Below are 22,936 nucleotides of genomic sequence, written 5' to 3' on the forward strand. Positions count from 1 at the left end.
TGTTCAGAGCCCCGATCGACAGCCCCTGGCGCGGCGGAAAACCCTCTCCCATCACGCTTTTCGCGCCGGGCATGACCAGCATCAAGAAGCGCCCGACACCAGATCCCGGACGTCCATCAGAAGCAAGAAGCGCCCATCCGAAAACAACAGGGCCGCTCCATGGAGCGGCCCTGTTGTTGCGCTACAGCATCCGGATCAGCTCTTCTTGCCCCCGTAGAGATAGGGGTTCAGGGTCGGGTCGTTGTACATCTTGAACTGCCGATAGACCTTGTAATGCGCCACGCCGGCGGCACAGTCGGCCAGCAGTTGCTCCAGGCAGGCGGCCAGGTCGGCGCGCTGCTCGCGCAGGCGGGCAAGCTTGGCCTGGCAGGTGGCGACATGCTCAGCCGAAGCATCGCTGCGGCGGGTCTGCTCGCCCATGTGGAAGATCTTCAGGCCGAGGATGGAGATGCGGTCGATCATGCTGCCCGCCGTTTCGGAATTCAGGCGGCTGCCCGTCACTGCCGGCGGCAGGGCGGAGAGGAAGACTTCGTCCATGCGCTCGATGGCATCGTTACGCTTCTGGTTGTAGCCATCGATGGCACGCTTGTTGGCGGCGATTTCGCTATCGGCCACGTCCTTGCGGCGGGCCAGATCCTCTTCGTCCCAGAGCAGGTTGTTGAAGCGGTGATTCAGTTCCAGGAATTGCCACAGGCCTTCAGCAAAGCGGGCCGGCTCGGACTTGGCCCAGCTGCGGTTGGCCACGCAGGCATCGTGGAAAGCAATGATTTCGGCGCTATCGATCAGCTTGGTCATAGTGCGGCTCTGTGCATTCAATCGGAGGTGCGGCATTCTACGCCCTGCTGCGGTAAGCGTGCCGTAACACGGGCGCCATACGCTGGCAGCCCCGCATGGAGAAGCCCACCCAAATGGAAAGTCCCTTCAAAGGCAAGACTGGCATCGTCCGCATCTGGAATGCCTTCAACTATTCGCTGGACGGCCTCCGCGCTGCCTACAAACTCGAAGACGCCTTCCGGCAGGAAGTGCTGCTGGCCATTCTGCTGATCCCCTTCGCCCTGCTCTCAGCCCGCAGCGGCCCGGAAAAAGCCTTGCTGATCGCCTGTGTGCTGCTGGTACTGATCGTGGAATTGCTCAACTCGGCGGTCGAGGCCGTGGTGGATCGCGTCTCGCTGGAGCGCCACGAGCTCGCCAAGCGCGCCAAGGATATCGGCAGCGCCGCCGTGCTGATCACCCTCATCAATCTGGCTGCAGTGTGGGGGCTGGTGTTTTTCGGCTAGGGACTGACGCCCGGCAAATACCCTGACAGGCCTGGCGGCGACCATGCGCTACAATCCGCGCACTTTTACACCCGGATTCCGACCATGTCCGTCCTCATTTGCGGCTCGATGGCCTACGACACCATCATGGTGTTTCATTCCCAGTTCAAGAAGCACATCCTGCCCGAGCAGATCCACATCCTGAACGTATCCTTCCTGGTGCCGGAAATGCGCCGCGATTTTGGCGGCTGCGCCGGCAACATCGCCTGGTCGCTGAAGCTGCTGGGTGGAGAGCCGCAGATCATGGCCACCGTGGGCGACGATTTCGGTCCCTACCTGGCCCGCCTCGAAGAACAGGGTATCGGCACCCGCCACATCCGTCAGGTGCCGGAGAGCTTCACCGCCCAGGCGTTCATCACAACCGATCTGGACGACAACCAGATCACCGCCTTCCACCCAGGCGCAATGAGCTTCTCGCACCGCAATAGCGTGCGCGACGCAGAGGGCATCAAGATCGGCATCGTGTCGCCGGACGGCCGCGACGGTATGTTCCACCACGCACGCGGTTTCGCTGCTGCCGGCCTGCCCTTCATCTTCGATCCGGGCCAGGGGCTGCCAATGTTCTCCGGCGACGAGCTGCTTGAATGTCTGGATCTGGCAACCTGGTGCACCCTCAACGATTACGAGGCCAGGCTCGTCTGCGAAAAGACGGGGCTCTCCCTCGAGGCACTGGCGGAACGTTTGCAGGGGCTGGTGGTCACACTCGGTGCGCAAGGATCCCGGATCTACACCGAAGGCCGCGTCATTGAAGTCGCCGGCGTAACGGCCGACGACATCGTCGACCCGACCGGCTGCGGCGATGCCCATCGCGGCGGCCTGCTCTACGGCCTCTCGAACGGCTGGGATCTGGAAAAGTCCACGCGCCTGGCCTCGACCATGGGCGCTCTCAAGATCGCCAGCCGGGGGGGCCAGAACTACAACCCGAGCCGGGATGAGATCGCTGCCCGCTACGCCAAGGCTTACGGCAGCGCCCCCTGGTAAGCACGAAGGAAAGCCGCAGATGAAGAACCCGCTCCTGATCCTCGCCCTGATCGCCACCGCAGTGGTCTCCGCCGGCTGCGCCAGCAGCAAGGCCGGGGATGTGTATTCACGCGCAGAAGCACGGCGGCCGATCAGCTACCGCGAAGGCACCTTGCTCGAGGTGCGCAAGGTTCGCTTGGAAGGAACCAAGAGCGGCCTCGGCGCGCTGGGCGGAGCTGCCATCGGCGGCGTGGCCGGCAGCGGGATTGGTGACGGACGCGGCGCCATCGTCGCCGGGATTGTCGGTGCCGTCGTCGGCGGCGTGGCCGGTGCGGCGACCGAGGAAGGCTATACCCGCGAAAATGCTTGGGAACTCACCGTCCGCATGACCAGCGGTGAAACCATGGTGGTAGTGCAGGGGATCGGCAAGGAAGACAAGTTCGCCCCGGGTGACCATGTGCGCGTACTCCAGAGCAGTGGTGAAACCCGCGTCTCTCCGGCCACCGCACCGCTTGCCCCGGCCCCCAGCCCGACCAAAGACAGCAAGGGCAGCGCCACCAGCCTCTGAAAGCGCGGTGTAATTTCCGCGCAACCAGCCGGTAACCGGCACGCAACACGATCCTCCTAGAGTGGCACGGCAGGCATGAGCCCTGCAGCCACTCGAGGATCAAAATCATGTTGCGTGTCAGCCCGCAAACCTCCGAACAAAAGTCCCGCTCGCTGTGGGTAGGCCTCGCGGCCACCGAATCCGAAATCCTGGCCGCGCAGAAACTGCGCTACCGCGTCTTTGCCGAAGAGATGGGCGCCCGCCTCAACCCGCGTACACCGGGTGTGGACCGCGATCATTTCGATGCTTACTGCCAGCACCTGATCGTGCGTGATGAAGCGCATGGCCGCATCGTCGGCACCTACCGCATCCTTACCCCGGAAGCGGCACGCAAGATCGGCGGCTACTACTCCGAAACCGAATTCGATCTGACCCGCCTGCAGCATCTGCGCCCGAATCTGGTCGAGGTCGGCCGCTCCTGCATCGATCCCGAATACCGTACCGGCGCCGTGATCACCCTCCTGTGGAACGGCCTTGCCCGCTTCATGCAGAGCGGTGGCTACGAATACATGATGGGATGCGCCTCGATCGGTATGGCCGACGGTGGCCATAACGCGGCGAATATATTCCAGGCGCTGGCAGACAAGCTGGCACCGGTGGAATACCACGTTTTCCCGCGCCATCCTTTGCCGGTCGAAATGCTGGCCAGCGAGGCCCGCGCCGAAATCCCGCCGCTGCTCAAGGGCTATCTGCGTGCCGGTGCTCAGGTGTGCGGCGCACCGGCCTGGGATCCTGACTTCAATACCGCCGATCTGCTGATCCTGCTGAACATGGCGCGCGTCGATGCGCGCTACGCCAAGCACTTCGTGGAACGCCAGGGCGCTTGAGCGCGCGGCCACGGACCATCCGCCCGGGCTGCCGACCTCAGCAGGTTGGCTCCGAGCGGGAAACGGGGCGGCACCGAGCCACAGTACGCTCAGTGCGCCATGTCGGCCCTTGCGCCCGCCCCCAAAAACGTAAATGGGCAGCCGCCCTTGATCAAAACATGACCACGCCTCAGGCCCCCGCCCTTCCCGCGTCCCTCCAAACGCTGCGCAGCGCATTCACCGCCCCCTTTCGCGCCCTGCGCACCACCTGGCGTCTGACCCAAGTCGTCATCCTGGTGCTCGGCGGCCTGCTCATCGTGCGCTTCCTCTTCCCATTCTGGTCCGCCTCCCACCAGCGACGTGTCAAACAACTGTGGGCAGCCTTCCTGGTCGACTCGCTGGGCGTAACACTCGAAGCCCCCACGGAGGAGATCCCTCCACGAAGCCTGGTGGTGTGTAATCACATTTCCTGGCTGGACGTGTTCGTAATCAATGCCGTGGCCCCCACCACCTTCGTCTGCAAGGATGACGTACGTGCCTGGCCCGCACTGGGCTGGCTGGTGGCGCATACGGGCACACTCTTCATAGAGCGCGGCAACCGCGCTGCAGCCGCCCGTTCTGCCGCAGCAATGGCCCAGCGCCTGCGCGAAGGCGAGCGCATTGCGGTGTTCCCGGAAGGCACGACCACTCAAGGCCACGCCATGCTGCCTTTTCGCCCGGCGTTGTTTGAAGCGGCAGTGGAGGCTGCGTCAGGGGTCCAGCCGCTGGGCTTGCGCTACCTCGGCCGGCACGATGAACTCAGCCTTGCGCCAGCTTACGATGGTGACATCAGTTTTGGCGCAAGCATGCTCGCAATAGCCAGTGCTTCAGGCCTGCGTGCGCGGCTGCAGGTATTGAGCCCCTTAGAACCAAGCAAGAGCCGGCGCGAACTGGCCAGCCAGAGTGAGCAGATCATTGCCTGCGCGCTGGGCTTCACGCCACAAGCCCAACCGGCGCCGATCGAGCCCACCGATCCCTTGTCCGAAGCCTTACCGGCCGTAGCTGGCTGAGCCTCAGACGCGAAAACGCCGCACCGTCTCCACCAGCGCGACGGCCAGCTGATCCAGGCTGCGCGCATTGTGGTCCACGGATTGTGCCGCGCCGTTGCTCTCCTCGCACATGCTGGCAATCTGCTCGACCTGCTGCGCAATCAGCTGACTGGCCGAACTCTGCTCGCGCAAGGCGGCATTGATACGCATGCTGGCTTCGGTGGTCTGATCTGCGGCCTGACTGATCTCACCGATGGATTGCTCAGCCTCCGAAGCCAGCCCCAACTGCTCCTCGAAGGCCTGTACCACGCTGCGCACATCGGCAATCGCCTGCACCGAACTTTCCTGGATGAGTTTTACCAACGCATTGATCTGAGCGGTTGAGCTGGTGGTTTTCTCCGCCAGCTTGCGCACCTCGTCGGCTACTACCGCAAACCCACGCCCCTGCTCACCGGCTCGCGCCGCTTCAATGGCGGCGTTCAGGGCCAGCAAATTGGTCTGGTCAGCAATTTCCTTCACCGTCTGCACGATGCCGGAAATGGCGTCAGAGCGCGTTCCAAGCTCCTCCAGTACCGCAGCCGTCTGATGCACGCGCAAGGAGGTGCGTTGCAACTGAGCATTGCCCTGCTCGACAGCGCCATGCCCGTTCAGCGCGCTTCTGCGCGAGCGTCCCGCCAGTTGCTCGGCCTCCTGCGCCGCATCACCCACCTGACCGACACTGACGGTCAGCTCCTCGACCGCTGCGGCCACCGAACTGGCCGCACTGCTCTGGGCATTGCTCGAATGCCCCATTTGATCGACCGCACTGGCGATCGACGCAGTCTGCCGGGCAAGCTCATCCATTCGTGTGTGGATCTCCCGCACGATCTGCTGGAAACGCTCGAGCATCTGATTAAGCGCTACCCCGCATTCCGCCAGCTCATCCTTACCGCTCACCGGCGCGCGGTGAGTCAGATCCCAGTCCTGCTCCACCTGCAACATGGTGCTGCGCAGGCCGGACACCGAGCGCATGATCGATTGCAGCAGGTACCAGCCGACCCCAGCCAGTCCAGCCAGTACCAGCACCACGCCTGCCGCAGTCAGCCACTGTGCGTTATGCATGATGCTGGCGGCCTCCGCCCTGAAGTGCTCGGTCTGCTCAAGAGCGTAGGTCGCAATCACCTTGTCCAGCTCGGCCATTGCCGCAGCCAGGGTTCGGTCCATGCCACGTACAGCCACATCCACCTTCTTGCCCGCCTCCGGATCGGCCGGATCGAACTGCTGCAGAGCACTGCGGTATTTCTCACCCAAGGCCTTGAGTTCGCTATCCGCCTTGCGCACTGGAGCAGCATCCAGTCCCACTCGCTGCATCCCCGCATCCAGGATAGCCAGGGCCTTGGCCACCCGAGCCTCCTCCTCTCCAAACTGCTTGAGATAGCGCTCGTAAAGTGCCTTGTCATTGCCCCGGATGAGAATGTTCTTCCATTCCTGCACCTGGGTCTTGAAGGCCACCTGCGCCTCCGCTCCGGTCTTTTCCAGCTCAGCCGCCACCAACCGGCTTTCCAGGCCAGCATCCAGTTTGCCCTCCAGGCGCTGCATCTGCCACAGCCCGCACAGCCCCTGGCCGAGAATGATCGCAGCCCCCAGCAGCAGGATCATGAGCAATTTCGTTCTGATCTTCATTTTTGCGCCCTTCGCCGACAAAGCGGATCAACAGCCTGCTTTACGGCTCACCAGGGTCACGACTTGATCACAGATTGGAGCACCTGAACCTAAGGACATAGTGCCCCGACTTGGCACAGGTCATACCACGCGGACGGGAATCGGCAATAATCGCGCTTGCCGCTGCGTGGCGGCGCCCGAACCCGTAGCTTCCCACCATGCATATCCTTATCGTTGGTGCAGGACTCGCCGGCGTGACAGCCGCCTGGTACCTGCGTACCGCCGGTCACAGCGTTACCGTCATCGAGCGCAATGCCGCTCCCGCCCTCGAAACCAGCTTTGCCAACGGTGGCCAGATCTCCATCAGCCACCCCGAACCCTGGGCCAACCCCGGCGCACCGCTCACCATCCTGAAGTGGCTAGGCCGCAAGGATGCCCCACTGCTTTTCCGCTGGCCCGCCGAGGCCGCACGCATCAAGTGGGGGTTGCAGTTCCTGCACGAATGCCTGCCCCACCGCACCCGTCGCAACACCCTTGCTATTGCGCGTCTGGCAGCATTCAGTGGCCACGAACTGCGCGCCCTGCGTGAAGCCACCGACATTCACTACAACAGTCTCTCGCGCGGTGTTTTGCACCTCTACTTCGCCAAGGAGAACTACCTCCACGGCGAAGCCCAGCAACGCGTGCTGAGCGAGCTCGGCATCGCCTCGAAGATGCTCACCCCCTCCGCCTGTGTGGATCAGGAACCCAGTCTCGCGCACGTTGAAACGCGTCTGGTTGGCGGCATGTTAGGAAGCGAGGATGAAAGTGGCGATGCCCAGCGCTTCGTCACGGAACTGACTGAGCGCTGTCGCGACATCGGCGTCGAGTTCCTGTTCAACGCACGCGTCCGCAGCCTGATTCGTGACAACAACCGGGTCGGCGGGATCGAGATCGAACGCGACGGGCAACGTGAAACCCTCGGAGCCGACAGTTACGTCATCGCCGCTGGCAGCTACAGCCCCTTGCTGGTAAGGTCACTGGGCGAACGGCTGCCGATCTACCCGGTCAAGGGCTACTCCACCACCCTCAAACTGAAAGATCCCTCCCGCGCACCAACGGTCAGCCTCACTGATGAATCCCGCCGCATCGTCTGCTCCCGCCTCGGCGACAGCCTGCGCATTGCCGGCACAGCGGAGCTCAACGGCTACAACACCGACCTGGATCCGGAGCGCTGTGGCGCCCTGCTGCGCTGGGCAGAAGACCTCTTCCCCGGCGCCTGCGACGCCAGCGAGCCCAACTACTGGGCTGGCCTGCGCCCCACCACCCCCAGCAACCTCCCCATCATCGGGCGTGGCGGACTCGAGAATCTTTACTACAACACGGGACACGGCACGCTAGGCTGGACGCTTGCAGCGGGATCGGCAAAAACACTGTCGGCATTGGTCGAAGGTCATCAACCAGTGCAGAATTTTTGCAGCATCTGAAATACTCCCTGCCATGCAGTGACCTAATAGAGCAGGCATGTGCTTGATCATCCTGCGCCAGTTAGCTAGTCACGGAATATCCAAAAGCACAAAACTAGACGCTCTCGCGACATCCCGATTTCAACGCCCACCGCTTCACCTTCTAACAAAAAACAACGCAAGCGCTCCGATCAACAGCCCCGTCCATATCGTGACCAAACGAATAGCAATTGCTAACGAGACCGCAGCAACGTCGCCCACGCCGCGCTCGACCAGTTGAAGCACGATCGCACCTTCCGTGGCCCCCAAACCGCCGGGCAGCAAGGTTGCCGAACCAAACAACGTCGCATGTACAAAGATCAGCACGCAATCGGCAAACGACGCAGCCACGCCTGCGACACTACAAAACCATCCGAATACGAAAGCCTGACTGCCATAGGCGAGCATGGCAACACCAGAATACGCTAGGACTCTTCCCGGCCTCCACAAAAGGGCCCAGGCCTCCAATATCAAAAGCCCTCCATTAAGCGGAAGGCGATGCAACTTGCGCATCAGCCAGGCCCATGCCCCGCCTTCTCGCAAGTGGAGGAATAAATACGTAGCCACCCAACTCCCGATAAAAAAGCTTGCAAAGGCAAGACCCCAAACCCACGCGAAAGCATTGGATGTAAGCACCGCTGCAATGAATCCCACCAAACAGATGCCCAGCACATCCGTTAAACGATCAACAAAAAAAGCCACCAGACTGTGCTGCCACCTTACACCTTGCCGTAGCAGCAACACAGAGCGGAAGGTTTCTCCAACCCGCCCAGGCGTCACCATCAAAGCCAGTCCGCACAAATAGATTCCAAAATGCTTCAACCGCGGGACGTTATACCCGAGACGGTTCAGCGAAAACTCCCATCGGCAAAAGCGCCATAGATAGGCTGTCGAAGCAAACAAAGCTCCGGCGATCAGGACGGGATATCCAAGCACAGCCAACGTAGCGGCAACCTCGGACCAGCCGAGAAAGAACATCGATGCCACGTATAAAAGCGCACCGGCGCCAACAAACAGCATCAGAAAACGATTAATACGCGACACTTCGACTGAACCCGAAAATTTTATTTTCCCGTTTCTACAAGTCATCTGACATTTATCCGCCTCAGCTAAAAAATATTTTATTAGCGCGAAAATCGCTGACTGATTTTTGTCAGAACCACGAACCCCTGCACTCCACCCACGGCATAACCACTAATAAATGTACTGCTTTCGCGCATAGATACACACCCCATCAGCATTAAAACTTACATAGAACATAGTGTATCAATCGACACACTCCCACCCAAAAAGCTCGTCGAAAATAATAAAAAGATCAAGATGAATTTAACGCCTAGCAACATAAAACCATCTTTCGCTGGAGATATCGGACTTTCCCCCTGGGTCTCCAAACATGCAGGACATCAAAAAATAACAACACTTATAGGTTGCATTTTCCGTTCAATGACAATGGGACAGGAATTAGCAAGCGACGCCCTCCAAGATCAGTAGGGCCATGACTAATACTTACAAGCCCCCCCGTTCCGGTTGGATATATGCCAACAGCGATATAACAAGCGCTCTTCAGAGCCCCCCCCCACAACACAACGGAATCCTCGAAGAGTTGCTTATCCCGGGTAGCAATGCGCTTTCCGATATAGTCCCCCTGTGAAACGGGGTTGCCCTCGGGGCTCTGAACCAAGTGCACAGCAAAGCTGGTATTTCTATCGACGACCCCCAATGCCTCCCAGATTAAATGGAGCGTCGCGCCGTCGCCACGCTCAACGAAATAATAACCTTTGAGCTCAGCAACAGATCCGAACCTCGCTCCCCGAATGTCGTCAGGAATCTCGGCCATGGCACGCACTGCACCAGCCCCTAAAGAGCCAGGAATGCTTGCTTTCAAAAACACGAATGCGAGCACGCACGCAAGCAGTATCACATCCACTGCAGCGACCTTCCATGATGGGTTAAGAAACCCATCTCCATTTGAGCGGACATAATATTTTCGCCCCCCCATCAACATCTCTCGGCAAGGCCTCTCGACCAGAATCCATATGATGTGCGCCGTCAGGAAGATTGCCGACAACAACAAGAGGCCGGTTCCCCAACTGATCTCATCAGCCACCCGCGGAAGCATTTTCGAGAACCACTGCAGAACCGGGTAGTGAATAAGATAAATGGCATACGACACCTCACCAAGCATAAGCAGCCAAGGAGCAGAGATCAAAGACGCCACTTTTCCCCGCCCGCTGGCAAGCGCAACCATAAAGGTGGCTGAAGGGATCGCCGCGCCGGCTCCCTGACCATACCAAATAATAAAAGGGAGATTATTCAAGCCAGGAAAGGCCCGGAATAGAGCATGAGCAACTACGCCATTGAACATGAGCAATCCGAGCGCGACCACCTCAAGCGCGGTCACGTAAAAAGCGCCAGTTCGATTTAGCAGCGAGAATCGCTGCCAGCCCCAAGCGGCGCACATGCCGCAAACAAATTCAAAGATTCGAGCATACGGACTGACGTACAACAGAGCAAAAGAGTTGATTGAATATTCAAGACCCGGCCCCAACGCCGGAATATCGAACTTCAATACTGCAACAATCACCAACACAACATAGGCGAAGGTTGAAAGAAGCTTCACCCACCACGTCCGCGCAAACCCTTGAACAAGAAAAGGGAATAGCGCATAAAAGAATATCTCGGTTGATACGCTCCAGCTAGGTCCATTTATGGAGAAGAACGCCTTTCCGGCAGGACTCCAGGACTGAAGACCGAGCAGATTAATTACGCCACGCCGAACCAGTGCCCAGGCATCCAGCGACGTCACGGAAAACGGATTAACAATAACCGCCAACACAATCGACGCCAGATAGACCGGCCAGATCCGAGCAAAACGAGCGCGGAAAAATCGCTTCTTGGCCGCCCAGTCGGCTAACTCTGGATACGTATACGTCAGAATGAAGCCAGACAAAACGAAAAATATTGATACCCCCTGACTCATAACCGAAAGATCATGGAGAGGGGGCAACCACAAATACACCTGTAGATGGTGATACACAACGAGCGCAGCAGCAAAGAAGCGCAAGGCAGTCAAGGCTGGAAGCTTGGGCTTTGCAATACCGCCGCCATGCGGGATCACATCCTCAATAACTGACATACAACCCACTTTCTATAAATTCAATGCTCAAACGAAAACAATAGCTCCGCGAAACCTCAGTTTCTTCCACAAAGCCCCAGTGAAAGATCACCGCCCCGCACCTCACAATTGCCGCTGAAGACCAAGACCTACTGGTAGCCACTGGCGCAATCTCTTGCACTACCAGCAGCGAATTGACGCGGAAATGCCCGGATTTAATCGCCCTCGGTTCCATCAGGCGTTTTTCGAGGAAATTGCTATCTGCTCAACAAATTAGCACTGACAAGTCGGCTCTTTCAAAAGCGGCCGCACAAAAGAGCGCCCCCATTGCTGATTGGGATGCTCCTGAATTTTGCATCAGCGCCTTGCTCCTTCGTAACTCTTGCGCAGCATAAAAAAAGGCCTGTCCGATCAAATCGAACAGGCGCACCGATTTCCTTTACATATGGGCTCTAATCAACTCATCGTCGGTTAAACCGAAGCAGAAACCGCATCGCTTGAGCGATAAACCCACCACTTCCCCAGCACGTAGAGGACCGGAACCGTCGTAGCAAGAGCCACAATAGAGGCAACAAAGTAGGGAAATTCGAGCCAATCCCTCACCACAATTGTGGCGAAGGTCGACATCGCCAGGTTGTAAGACTGCATGACCAGAAATCGGAAAACCATCTGCTTGTGCCGAGCCTTCACCTTATAGGTGAACTTCATGTGCCCGAAATAAACAATAAGCAGACCAGACAGCCACGCATAGAACGGCGAAAGATGCGTCGCCACCCCCATCCAGTCGTAGAGATTGCTGAAAAAAAGATAACTCAGCGCACCAATGCCACCCATAATCAAGTAGCGAAGTAATTCCCAGAAATTTTTTTCTGTTATCTGACTTTTGATCCGCGCGCGAATCTCGTCAGATCGGGACGGTTTAGCTTGTGTCACGAAGGATCGACTCCTTACTTCAGAACATCATCGAAGACTTGACCCTGCGCACTCGACGGATACCCTTTACCCAGCATCCAGGCCGCAGTCATGCAAATGTCATTAATCATGCCGTCCTTCTCGATGACATAGCCTTGCTTGATCCGCTTGCCGTAAATAATGCAGGGAACATAGCTCTCTCCCCGGAACAAACGATAGCCGTGATCCAGATTGTGCAAGCCGTGATCCGAGCAAACGATCACAGCGATATCCTCACTGTCCTCGAGGGATTCGATAACTTCCAGAGCCTTGCCAATCCGTGCATCAACCTTGCCCAGGGCATTTTTGTACTGCTTGGATTGCCCCCCGTAGCTATGGCCGCAAAAATCGGCCTCGCTGTAGTCAAAGACGAAGAACTGGGTCTTCTTGTCGTTGCGCAAATCGTCAAGCAGCCACTCCATGGCCACATCGTCACTCTTCTGAATGCCGATTTCGGGCAATGAAACGATCTTGGTTTCCCATCCATCCTTGGCAAAGTGCTTCATGTGCATGCAGCCGTAGATGGTGATCTTGACCAAATCGCCCAGCCCCTGCACCTTCAGACTTTGTCCGATGTTGTTGTCGAAAATGCCGTGATCTTGCGGGCGCGCGCCGGTCAGGATCGTACCGAATGCGGGATTGGTAAGCGCCCTGTACACAGTCAAAAGACCGTTCTTGACGTGCGTGCCGTTGGCGATAAGACGCTTGATGTTGGGGAGGTCAAGCTGCTGAATAATATCCCAGCGCCCCCCGTCGATATTAAGAATGACAACCTTCTTGAACGGCTTGGCAATCGACTCTCTCGGACGATACTGATTGACGGGGACATTATCAGGGAGATATTTGCGTACAACCAGTGCCCAGACAACGTTGACCACAAGCACGCCCACCAGCGAAGCAAGCGGCTGCGATTGCGCGACCACATGCCCGGTAATCAGTACACTGGACGCCATGAAGTAACCAAAAAACACCGAAATCGGCAGGGAAAGCGTAGTCGGAACAACCGTGGTGATGCACTGCGCCAACATCCGGAAAGGGATGGTCAAATCCCGCCCGACAATGACCTGAGGCCCTCCGTTGATAACGAGGAGCACGCCGAGATAAAAAACAGTCACCCCGGCAAGTGCGATCGAATACACCCTGTAGTCCGGTGCATACGCAAAGGCCAGATACACCATAGAAAGCAGCGCACACGGTACATAATAAGGATGCCAATCAGCAATCTTCATCAAGGCAAAGCAGACAATTGCCGCCACGGCCATCGAAAGCGCAGCAACAGGAAACGGCGCAAACCAATAAGTCACCAGCAGTGCAAATATGCTGGACAGAACACAAAATGAATTGATTGTATTGAATAGATAAATGACTCGGACGCCGAAATTTTCGACATGTTCATTATATAGTTTCATGATTTACCCACATTCTTGAGAACACCGAACACTTCTGAGCCGCGAGAAAAACAAGCATTCCTCTTGGGCACGACATGCTCCCCGCGTATAAGCCTCTCACTATACTCTATCACCTCGTCGGCGAGTATCTGTTGCATGCATACATTATCCCCCGCGCATGGAGGGGTATCCAGATAATGAGTACACGGGCTGCAGTACGTCTGATGGTAGATATAAGACCTGTAGTCATTGGGCATGAAGTATTGCTCAGGGTCCACAGGCCCCGCCAGAAGCAGCATCGGGACAGGCAAGGTCAGCGCCATGTTCATTACGCCTGAATCGTTGGTTACCACTAGGCAGCACTGCTCAAGGAACGCAAAAAACTCGATCAGCGAAAACATCCCGGCAACATTCCGCACCCTTCCCGCATCGCTACCAAGATGCTCGACGACTCCCTGGACATACGCATGCTCGGAAGCCGCACCAACCAGCGCCAAAGCGTAACCCTGATCAGAAAAGTGTTTTGCTACGGCGGCAAAACGCTCCCTGCTCCATCGGCGTTCATACCTCAAGTCCGAAGCATTCGGGTTAATTGCGACAATGCCTTTGTGCTCAAAATCGAAAACAGCGTCCATCCGCTCGCGCACCTTGCTCACCTCAGCACCGGAGATGCTTGGACACAAAAGGGTCTGCATTGGAGGAAGTGGCGCCATCCCAGCCAGTTGCCCTAGCTGGGCGTAGCAATACCGGATCGGAAAGCTGGTGTTCAGATAGAGCAGGTGCGTATACAAAAAAGCCCTGTGATCCTCGTCGCCCAGGGAAAAACCAAGGCGGTTTCGCGCACACGAAAGCAGGCACATAAGAGAGCCGTAAGTCGAGTGGACTTCAAGATCAAGAAAAAGGTCAACCTTTCTTCGCATCAAGTCCGAAATAACTCGAAAGCTCGATATCGCGACCTTGGAAATGGATGAGTCATCGACGCACAAGATGTCATCGATGAATCCATAACGGGACAAAAGCCCTTTATTGGACCTCAGAGAAACAAAAATAAGCCGGGCATCCGGATATCTTTCCTTCAGCCCCTTGAGCACCGGAGTCGCCTGCACGATGCTTCCGATCCCCAGATATTTGGCAACCACAATTGTCTTGGGCGGATTGCGAGGCGGCATGGCATGATCACGGCGCAACACGCGCTCGAGAATCTTCGCAGGCACCCGCAAAGCAACGCTCAAGGCGTAACCAACCACGCGATCAATGGCAACCTTCTGTTTTTTATTCATTTCTCTTGAACATCAAATAGACGACGTCAGCACTGAACAGGTTTGACACAAAGACGAAAAGACTCGCTATCCCGCTGATAACAATAGCGGGAAACGGCCCGTATGTTGACCGAACGCGCTGATACATTCCTTCTGTCGCCAGCGCGACAAGCCGTCCTTTGCCGATTAATCTGAACCCGAACTTTCCGGCAAGGGCAGTCAGGTTTCGTTCCGAGTAAAAATAAATATGGGGCGACGCAAGCCCCTGCGCCCATATTCTTCGATAGAGAGTATCGACCCCTAGGCGAGCGGCAATGCCGACCATCCTGAAAATGAACCCGGTACTGACAGGCAGGTTGATAAGAATCAACCCGCCGTCTTTCAAAAGATCGCAGCTTTTCTCAAGTGACAAGGTGGGGGACTGCATGTGTTCAAATACATCATTGAACACAATGGCGTCGTAAAAATCTTTCTCTCCGACAAACCCCTCAAATCCAACAAGCTCAACTGGCAATTTTTTTTCTAGCGCTTCACGGGCCGCATCACGATCGGGTTCTAGACCAACACAGTCAGCGCCCTCACGCAACATCAATTCGGTAAAGCCCCCTTCAGCGCTGCCAACATCCAATATCCTGGCTCCGCGAAGCGAAAGAGCTTTTTTCAGCGCATCTGCAACGATCGCGTAGTTGCGCTGCGCTATAGCATTCATGCCTTGAATCGAGTTGCCAAACCCGGCCGTCTGCCCGGAAAAGAGCAGGCCGCACTGCGGACAACGCGCCACGCCGCAAATGCCGTCGACGTAAGAGGCCCCACATGCGATACAGCTCTTGCTTTCGGTGTTTTCCATCAAATCTCCACCTCTGCCCCGACTCGATAGGCGTTCGCCATGATGACAAAGGTAAGAGAGGTCGCAGGAATAGCAGGGAAAGATGCTGCATCGACAACATGGAGACCATCAATGCCATCCACCCTTCCGAAGCTATCCGTAGAAAGCCCCTTTGACTCGGCACTCATTGGCAGGCTGGCTCCAAAATGAACAGAATGGCCAATTTCCTGTTCTTCTCCAAAAAATGGGAGAGGAATCACTCCAGTCTTTCCGGCTGACTTCCACAGTTTCCGCTTAAGCCGCTTTATAACGTTCCGGCTCTCCGGGTTATCCACACCAACAACTTCCAGGACATCATCTTTCTTCAAACGTAGTTGCATGTGCGCTGAGTTATCTGAATGCAAATAAACGAATACCACGATGAATCTATCCAGAAACCAACTGATCGGCGCCTTGAGAAGCGGAAAGAGCACTCCCGTCATTCTCCGCAGCGCCTGGTAATAGTAATCCGTATACGTATAAACCTGCATATTGACAAGCCGCGAGTCAACGGACTTGTCGTCAAGCTGCAGGAAGTATTGACAGCATGTATTCAGCTTTTCCTCTACAACATTGCGTTGCGAAAACAATGTGAACGACGGAAAAATGTAGAAATCACTGACCTTGAAATCTACCTTCACGTCGTAGATATTTTTGGACTTAAGCACAATTCGAGTGCTCGAAACCGAACCGGCAGCCAGAAAAACCTTATCTGCCTCGAACTGCGTGGGGGAACCGTCGCAGTCCCCCTTTGCGTGAATGAGCAACTTGCCCTGTTGCTTCTCAACGAAGTCGACTACATAGCCACTCAAATACGTAAAGTTTTTATCGCGACACAGCTCATCTACCGTCCAGGCCGACGAATACAGATTTTCATATGCGCAACCGTATAAACAAAGCCCGCAACGTCGACATTTATCTGAACGCTCCCACGAACCATCGAAACACGCTGCTAGCCGTGATTGACCAAAGATAAACCCCTGCTGTTCCAGATATTCAACGTGACGATTCCAGCGTTTGTCGAGCTTGTCAGCCTGTCCTGACAACGTCATGGGCTCAGGACTGTTGGTATATAGAGGCAAAAGTTTCTCGAGGCGATCTTTACGACCCGCAAGCGGAACATACGTCAGCACGCGAGAATAATAACGAGCCAAAGTTCCTTCCGGAAAGGGCCAGTCCCTCTCGTCATCCTTGCAAAGCGGCATCATCAACCGCCCCCAGAGGTTCGACAACCCTCCTTTTGCGAACGACATATAAAACCAGGCATTACGCTTCTCAACCCGGAAGTTGTCGTTCAATTTGTTGGCGTAAGATGAGCCGAATTGCTTCTTTTCGTCCACGCCGGACGCGGTAGCCTTCACACTCCCCCGAATGCGGCCTTTATCGGCTTCCGAAAGTGAATCTTTGCGACGCAAGCCGTCAATTTCGTCGCCAAGGTCTTTTTCTATGGTTCGGCCAACATCAAGCATGGTCACCCGCAAACCACGTTCGAGCAGCGCCTTGCTGACCGACACGCCGGCCGGACCAGACCCGATAACAATAATTGTCTTCACAAAATGCCTCGCTTACCTATCTCAGTAATATTTTGCACGCCCCAAAAAAAAGCCCCGGTACAGAAAATCAAGGACAAAATGTAAGCTGGTGCAGTATATAAATAATGCAGTGCGTTGAAAGAGGTGGCAGTAATCAGACACATGCCAAACAAAAACAAAATAAAAGTCAATAAAGTTCCAGTAAGCACTAGCCATACAGGCAGCGTCTTCAACACTTTCCTCATGGCCACTTCCGTAATCAACATACATGTCGCGCACAAATAAGCGAAACATGCGAGCCAAAATAGAACAAGCGCCACTTTTTGATACGCGCTGCTCACACGATTGGCGCGCTTCACGAAGCGTGAATGAACGCTATTTTTACCCGTCTCGCTTAATTGCTCAAAGTGATAGCGGAACGAATCGTTGTCACCATTAAGAGCCGAACCATCTAACGGGATTTCCCTGAATATTTCGCCGTTTGGGTCAACAAACTTCAAAACAACACCACTATTCAGATCAAAACCTTCAACATCAAACGCAAACCGGGACCGTTTCGCATTTTGATATTTGAATCCAATTGAATTCATGTGCGCGAAAACGTCATCTCCCGCGCTGAACGGCAGGTTTGCAACTAAGCGCCCTTGCTTGTCATACAAACCTGCGCTCAGGACAACTTTGTCGTTCTTTGCAAACGCCCAGCCACCGCCTATAAGTCTGCCGCGCTCGGCGTTGTATTCGCCCCCCGCCATGAAGACAAACTCCCTGATCCCTTCAGGGGGACCAACAGGCGGAAAGTCTACAGCACTCACGCCGGCAAACGTCACGACGTCCTTCGCTGCCTTGGGCATAAGAGAAAGCGCTTTACCGACATCGCCTCGTTGCAAGCGCTTCATTAAGGGCGACACGGGAAACCCCTGCTTCACCAAAAGGCCTTTATCAAAAGCCGCTTTCAACTCCTCATGAACTTTTTCGTAGAACGCCTCCGTCTCAGGCAACGACTTATAGTATCCAGCTCCCTTCACTCCGTCTCGCAGGGCAAACAGCATATGGTCGGTTGATAGCTGGCCGTTTTTTATGTCCTCCCAGTTGGCCCACATCTGAATAGCCTCCCGGATGGACTTCGACGCACTGTTGAGTGTCGGACTGGCGACGAACGCCTTTTCCATAGTGGACACATAAATGTTGTAATACTTACCTTTATACTCTTCAGACTTATAAAGAGCATCTTCCTCTGGATCAGGGGAAATAGCGTACAAATCTCCCGCTACTCTCGAAAAATTACCGCCATTACGGTCATTCAGAACCAGAGCCCCATAGGTTTTGTAATTCACAAAGGCCATGGCAAGATTCAGCACCACGGCAACAAATACCGGAACAAAAAAAACTAATATTTTCTTTTTCCCGCTGCGTTGCTCAACGAGATACAACAATACCGTTGAGGCGATAACACCAATGACAAAAGGATAGATCCAGGCCCCATCCTCTCTTGTCTGCATAAAGGCACCCAATGCAAAGCCACTTACAAGCCCCCACTTCAACAACACCTTCCAATCCGCATGACGGCGAAATAAGACGGCAATCAGTCCGCCAAAGGCAAGCAGAATCTCCCACTGCCCAATGCCGTTTCTATAAATTCTCTGACCAGTCTCCATGGCATATGTAAGTGGATTGAACAGGAGAATCGCAAACATTAAGAGCAAAAACCAATGATTTTTTATCACTGGCCGCACGGACGCAACAAAGACAAAGCACGCGAGACAGTAAATCGCGGTATTTAATCCACTGTACGTAACACCAAATAGGGCAGTAAAGGCCATCAATAACGGAGAAAATGCGCCTTTGATAAGAGTGTACTGATCGTACCCCCCTAACCAATCACCATTAATTATGGAAACCGCACGACCGACTACCCACCCATCATCATGAGGCGTACCGGCAAGGATATAGGAAGGAAGTCTGCTCGAAAGAGCAATACGAAGGATAACCAGAATCCCGAAAACTCCCCAAGCAATATTCTGACGCATCCAGAGTTCAAGGCTTCCTTGCTGCTTTAACTCTCTCATCTGCATATCCCAAAAATCATCTATCAAAAACCCACCGCACCTTCCGATGGGCATGAATTTAAAAATCCCAAACTAAGTGCGCAGAATATTCTTGCTGGTGCGTCATCAGACATCCGCTTCCGCACACGAAAAACTGTAGCTACGATATTTGACAAACGGCTCGAATCCCAGAATATATTTTCTCTGCATCATGCTTGCTGCGCTTGTAGCATGTGAGACAAAGTAATTCGGATGCCACCCAATAGATCGACCGTTGGCTGCCAGCCAAGCTCCCGGCGCGCCAAGCTGTTATCAAGGATACTGCTAGGCACATCAAACAAACGGCCCGGAGAATAATGCCGGTCAACCTTTCGGCCGTGTACATTTTCTATCAAACCGACAAGTTCATTTAAAGAGGTCCCAGCACCAAAGCTGATATTGAACACGGACTCCGTTCCATCGTAATCCAGTGCGCGCGCAAATGCCTCCGCAACATCGCCCACATAGATGTAGTCACGGACTACGCTACCGTCGCCCCAAATATCAACAGGGAGTCCTTGCACAACTCGGCTCAAGAAAACACCTACAGCCCCTTGCGCGGTTTCTACGCGCTGGCGTGCTCCATACGGATTTGCCACCCTGAGAACTGTAGCCTTTATCCCATGCTGACGCTGGTACAGCAGGAGATACTTTTCAATAGCTAACTTGGTGATCCCGTACGAAACCAATGGCTCAGTCGGATGTGCCTCGTCAATTGGCAAATAGACGGGCCTTCCATATACCGTTCCGCCCGAAGAAATGAACAAAATTTTCCCCACCCCACGGGACCGGATCGCGTTCAAGATTTGCAGCGATGCGATTAGATTTGTCTGAACATCATAAATAGGGTCGTCATTGGAGCTTTTTGGCAAGGTGGTCGAAACCAAATGGATGACAGCGTCCAGTCCGTCAACGAAATTCCCAACGTCATACGCGCTCATCAAATCGCCGACAATCCATTCAACGCGTTCCGCCTCTAAAAATCTCCTGAAAGGCTCTACTCGAGGGCGCTCAAACACCTTAAGTTCATGCCCATCCATCAGCAACCGATCAACAATTGCCGAACCGATGAATCCCCCGCCTCCAAATATTCCTATTTTCATCCCATCAACCCCGGTGCATTCATAACAGCCCCCCGACCATCACTCGTGGTAAAACAGCCGCGTTGCACAAACAGAAACATGACTGCAACTAGGTTGACAGCCATACAGAGAAAAATCTCAGCACAAACCTCGACGCCGCCTATGCCAGAAGATCAGGCGTACCTGTTTACTAGGACGCGTTACACCTTTATGTCGGCGGCGACACGAAATTCAGGACACACCTTTTTTGAGACCGGATTTTGGCAAAAACCGTCCACGCATCACTCTCTTTATGGGCTGTAAAATCGGATCATGCTGGTTTGATACGTCCCCCCTCCTCCCTCAGGAGAACATCCACTAGTCGCCAGAAATCAGGCTCTGCGACCACTTTCCGCCCTTTGAAACTCATACCCTCGTCGTTTTATCAACGTACACAAGTTTCTGGCGCAAGCCCAAGCCTTCCGAAATAAACGGAATTACACGCTCAATTGCATGCAACATCGTTCCATCAATCGGCAGTGGTTCGCTGGGATACTCATCCCAGGAGAAATTCAATTCCGAAAGCGACCGGATAACTTGCCTGGAAGCTGCAAACATCGTTCCAATCGGAAAATTAAACTCCCCCTCTGGGGCACTATAGCCAAGCCTTCCAAGAATGTTTGCTGCGTATTTTAAATTCTTGCCCCAACCAAGAGAGTTTGGGTCAGACGGAAAAACTAAACCCAAAGATTTATCCTGAAAATCAAAAAGTATTTTATCTAGCACACGCCCACCAACCCCGCCCAATAAATTCTCCAGGCAATATTCATACCAATTCCGGCCGTCGTCCTCATTGACGTGAGGGCTCTTCTTTGTGTGAACATGGAATATCACGTCATAGCCATCAGACAGATTCCGGCAATACATGTTCAAAAATGGCCCAATATCTCGCCCAACGTTTGGTGCGATATCTATAGAGCTCGGTGCTAGGTGAAATTCGTCGAACACCAGCGAGATTGCATTCTTTTTTTCTTCTGTATCGGTAGAAACATAAATATCTACATTGCTGTGGTTAACAGCAAGTCTGCGAAGCACTTCTCCAAGCAGATCCGGGTAGTAGCAATGTATATGAATCGCAACAGACAGCTCGGAAACTGATTTTGGATCAGTCGTAACATCCACCAATTCGCTTTTCCACGCCCCTGAAGGCATGCCACTTTTCAGATAGTGAACATACGGATCACACTCTGGATTTACAGCATCGCGATACACGCTCGGATGAAACTCAGGGACGGGCCTGTATTGGTAGATATTTGACCTCCACATGTTGACATATCGCTTAGCCTTATCTTCCGGACCAAACAATTCCCACGCCCTCGGGTCACAAAAGCTTTCATTAATGGCCGATTTTGATCTAATAAAGTCCGCATCCCGATTAAATTGCAGATGTTTTTCAATTGTCTCGCTTGCATAGGTCTCGAGTTTTTTGAAGTACGCATCAAATCTAAAATGTTCTTCGTATATTCTTTTGACCTCCGCCAGCTTATCGCCTTTCCCTTCATCCAGGATAAAACGGACAACCTTGCTGGCCATATCAGAAGGACTTAGGTATTCCGCACAAAGAAAACCCCCTTGGCCGGCTGCGGATATCAGGCTTGTAAGGCCGCAAGCGTCGCGAAAGAAAAAAACCGGAACGTTTTTCGCAAACGCGTCGATCGCCACATTCGGCAAAGGGTCTAGCCGAGACGTCATAAGAAATACATCAGCGGACCCAAGCAGCTCCTCATAATTATCAGCCTCATCAATGAAGCTAAAGCATTGGGTCAGCCGGGACCGTTCAATCTGATCTTCCAAGTATTGGAAGTAATCTGCTCCTATTGAGCTATCAACATTTTTACCAACCCACGCAAACTCCAGAGCACGACCAGGGAGCCTCTCGCGAATTGTCCGGGCACACTCAATGAAGAGGTCCACGCCCTTTCTGTACGTAATTGTCCCTGCCCCAATGATGCGTATAACCCCACGCGATTTAAGGGCTGGGCGAGACTCTGTGTTGTTAGCTCCGTAGCTTGGGACTAGACACTTTCCTTGCGGCAGAACAAAGATCTTATCTGAATTAGATATCTGCCCTGATTTCAGCAAATCGGTTCTTGCCAATTCACTAGAAAGCAGCACAGTTCCTGACCAATAAATGCATCTTCTGAATCTGTCCAGACCGCCAGAGTAGCTCGGAAATTCATGCAGCAAGGAAACGGTTGGTATGTCGAGGCTGTACAAACCGGGCAAAACAGAGGCCGACTCAATGCTGTTAACAATGGCAAACTTGATTCTTATTGAATCATTCAACTTATCAATGAGAAATTTAGACATGGGCTCGGAGCGGCGCAGCCCCGGCTCGCAAAACATGTGTACGCCCAGCTTCAAAAACTCATCTAGCAGGCATCCATTCCCCAGCGAAACTATCAAAACATTATATTTAGCGCATAATTCTTTGGCAATGTTGTATGCGAGAATAGGGGCGCCCGTAGCAGAAAGCTCATGGGTCACCAGCAATACGGCTTCCATGCTTCTGTCTATTTTCGTTAAATCTATTTCTGGCGCAAAGGGCATGCCTACGCGCCCTTCATGCCTACCAAAATCTAGATAGTGCAAAACAGGATCTCGGCCGCTTTGGCGAACGTCGTCATAGCACTCGAGATAAAAATTGCGATCAAAATCCAGCCGATTGACCCGCCCGAAGGCTCGCTCGCTGAATATTATCTTATTGCCTAGATAGGCCGGCCTCTTGTACAGACCGCACCACATCAAAATAATTCTAATTGCATTTTTTAGCATGTCA

18 protein-coding genes are annotated in these 22,936 nt (G+C 54.3%); 6 read left to right on the plus strand and 12 right to left on the minus strand.

Translation table 11 applies throughout. The features are described 5' to 3' along the window. Nucleotides 1–195: 195 nt before the first annotated feature. Nucleotides 196–795 (minus strand): DUF4254 domain-containing protein, encoded by a 600-nt coding sequence (locus C0V76_RS07880; RefSeq protein WP_254048209.1) that lies wholly within the window; start codon nt 793–795, stop codon nt 196–198. Nucleotides 796–908: 113 nt separating this feature from the next. On the opposite strand from C0V76_RS07880, the gene C0V76_RS07885 reads away from it, so the two are divergent. The 5 genes from C0V76_RS07885 (at nt 909) to C0V76_RS07905 (ending at nt 4,738) form a co-directional block, all read left to right on the plus strand. Beyond that, on the plus strand, nt 909–1,277 hold the full coding sequence (locus C0V76_RS07885; protein WP_101941847.1) for a diacylglycerol kinase: 369 nt from the start codon (nt 909–911) through the stop codon (nt 1,275–1,277). Between the two features lie 84 nt (nt 1,278–1,361). Beyond that, entirely contained in the window at nt 1,362–2,297 is a 936-nt protein-coding gene (locus C0V76_RS07890; RefSeq protein ID WP_101941848.1) for a carbohydrate kinase family protein, read from the plus strand. A gap of 19 nt (nt 2,298–2,316) precedes the next feature. After that, complete coding sequence (locus C0V76_RS07895) at nt 2,317–2,844, plus strand: hypothetical protein (RefSeq protein WP_216821693.1); 528 nt, start codon at nt 2,317–2,319, stop codon at nt 2,842–2,844. Nucleotides 2,845–2,951: 107 nt separating this feature from the next. Further along, entirely contained in the window at nt 2,952–3,710 is a 759-nt protein-coding gene (locus C0V76_RS07900; protein WP_101941849.1) for a GNAT family N-acetyltransferase, read from the plus strand. A gap of 158 nt (nt 3,711–3,868) precedes the next feature. Further along, complete coding sequence (locus tag C0V76_RS07905) at nt 3,869–4,738, plus strand: 1-acyl-sn-glycerol-3-phosphate acyltransferase (RefSeq protein ID WP_101941850.1); 870 nt, start codon at nt 3,869–3,871, stop codon at nt 4,736–4,738. Between the two features lie 3 nt (nt 4,739–4,741). Here C0V76_RS07905 and C0V76_RS07910 read toward each other — a convergent pair whose 3' ends face one another. Then, the gene (locus tag C0V76_RS07910; RefSeq protein WP_158239175.1) at nt 4,742–6,355 is read right to left on the minus strand and encodes a methyl-accepting chemotaxis protein; all 1,614 of its coding nucleotides are present in this window, start codon (nt 6,353–6,355) and stop codon (nt 4,742–4,744) included. Between the two features lie 221 nt (nt 6,356–6,576). Here C0V76_RS07910 and C0V76_RS07915 point away from each other — a divergent pair, with 221 nt between their 5' ends. After that, nucleotides 6,577–7,824 (plus strand): D-amino acid dehydrogenase, encoded by a 1,248-nt coding sequence (locus C0V76_RS07915; protein WP_101941852.1) that lies wholly within the window; start codon nt 6,577–6,579, stop codon nt 7,822–7,824. Between the two features lie 135 nt (nt 7,825–7,959). On the opposite strand, the gene C0V76_RS07920 is transcribed toward C0V76_RS07915, so the two are convergent. The 10 genes from C0V76_RS07920 to C0V76_RS07965 form a co-directional block, all read right to left on the minus strand. Continuing rightward, nucleotides 7,960–8,931 (minus strand): lysylphosphatidylglycerol synthase transmembrane domain-containing protein, encoded by a 972-nt coding sequence (locus C0V76_RS07920; protein WP_101941853.1) that lies wholly within the window; start codon nt 8,929–8,931, stop codon nt 7,960–7,962. A 331-nt stretch (nt 8,932–9,262) separates the two neighbouring features. After that, nucleotides 9,263–10,978, minus strand: a complete 1,716-nt coding sequence (locus C0V76_RS07925; RefSeq protein WP_101941854.1) for an acyltransferase — start codon at nt 10,976–10,978, stop codon at nt 9,263–9,265. Between the two features lie 450 nt (nt 10,979–11,428). Next, complete coding sequence (locus C0V76_RS07930) at nt 11,429–11,890, minus strand: GtrA family protein (protein ID WP_143707376.1); 462 nt, start codon at nt 11,888–11,890, stop codon at nt 11,429–11,431. A 14-nt stretch (nt 11,891–11,904) separates the two neighbouring features. Next, complete coding sequence (locus C0V76_RS07935; protein WP_101941856.1) at nt 11,905–13,317, minus strand: alkaline phosphatase family protein; 1,413 nt, start codon at nt 13,315–13,317, stop codon at nt 11,905–11,907. Next, nucleotides 13,314–14,576 carry a glycosyltransferase family 9 protein gene (locus C0V76_RS07940; RefSeq protein WP_101941857.1) on the minus strand — a complete coding sequence of 421 codons (1,263 nt, stop codon included), beginning with the start codon at nt 14,574–14,576 and terminating at the stop codon, nt 13,314–13,316. Before C0V76_RS07940 ends, C0V76_RS07935 begins: the two co-directional genes overlap by 4 nt. Further along, nucleotides 14,569–15,402 carry a class I SAM-dependent methyltransferase gene (locus tag C0V76_RS07945; protein WP_101941858.1) on the minus strand — a complete coding sequence of 278 codons (834 nt, stop codon included), beginning with the start codon at nt 15,400–15,402 and terminating at the stop codon, nt 14,569–14,571. Before C0V76_RS07945 ends, C0V76_RS07940 begins: the two co-directional genes overlap by 8 nt. After that, the gene (locus C0V76_RS07950) at nt 15,402–16,973 is read right to left on the minus strand and encodes a GMC oxidoreductase (protein WP_101941859.1); all 1,572 of its coding nucleotides are present in this window, start codon (nt 16,971–16,973) and stop codon (nt 15,402–15,404) included. Before C0V76_RS07950 ends, C0V76_RS07945 begins: the two co-directional genes overlap by 1 nt. After that, the gene (locus C0V76_RS07955) at nt 16,970–19,072 is read right to left on the minus strand and encodes a hypothetical protein (RefSeq protein WP_101941860.1); all 2,103 of its coding nucleotides are present in this window, start codon (nt 19,070–19,072) and stop codon (nt 16,970–16,972) included. Before C0V76_RS07955 ends, C0V76_RS07950 begins: the two co-directional genes overlap by 4 nt. A 134-nt stretch (nt 19,073–19,206) precedes the next feature. After that, entirely contained in the window at nt 19,207–20,139 is a 933-nt protein-coding gene (locus tag C0V76_RS07960; protein ID WP_101941861.1) for an NAD-dependent epimerase/dehydratase family protein, read from the minus strand. Between the two features lie 384 nt (nt 20,140–20,523). Beyond that, on the minus strand, nt 20,524–22,932 hold the full coding sequence (locus C0V76_RS07965; RefSeq protein WP_158239176.1) for a rhamnan synthesis F family protein: 2,409 nt from the start codon (nt 22,930–22,932) through the stop codon (nt 20,524–20,526). Nucleotides 22,933–22,936 lie beyond the last annotated feature (4 nt).

It is taken from the genome of Uliginosibacterium sp. TH139 (assembly GCF_002855595.1).
Taxonomy (GTDB): Bacteria; Pseudomonadota; Gammaproteobacteria; order Burkholderiales; family Rhodocyclaceae; genus Uliginosibacterium; species Uliginosibacterium aquaticum.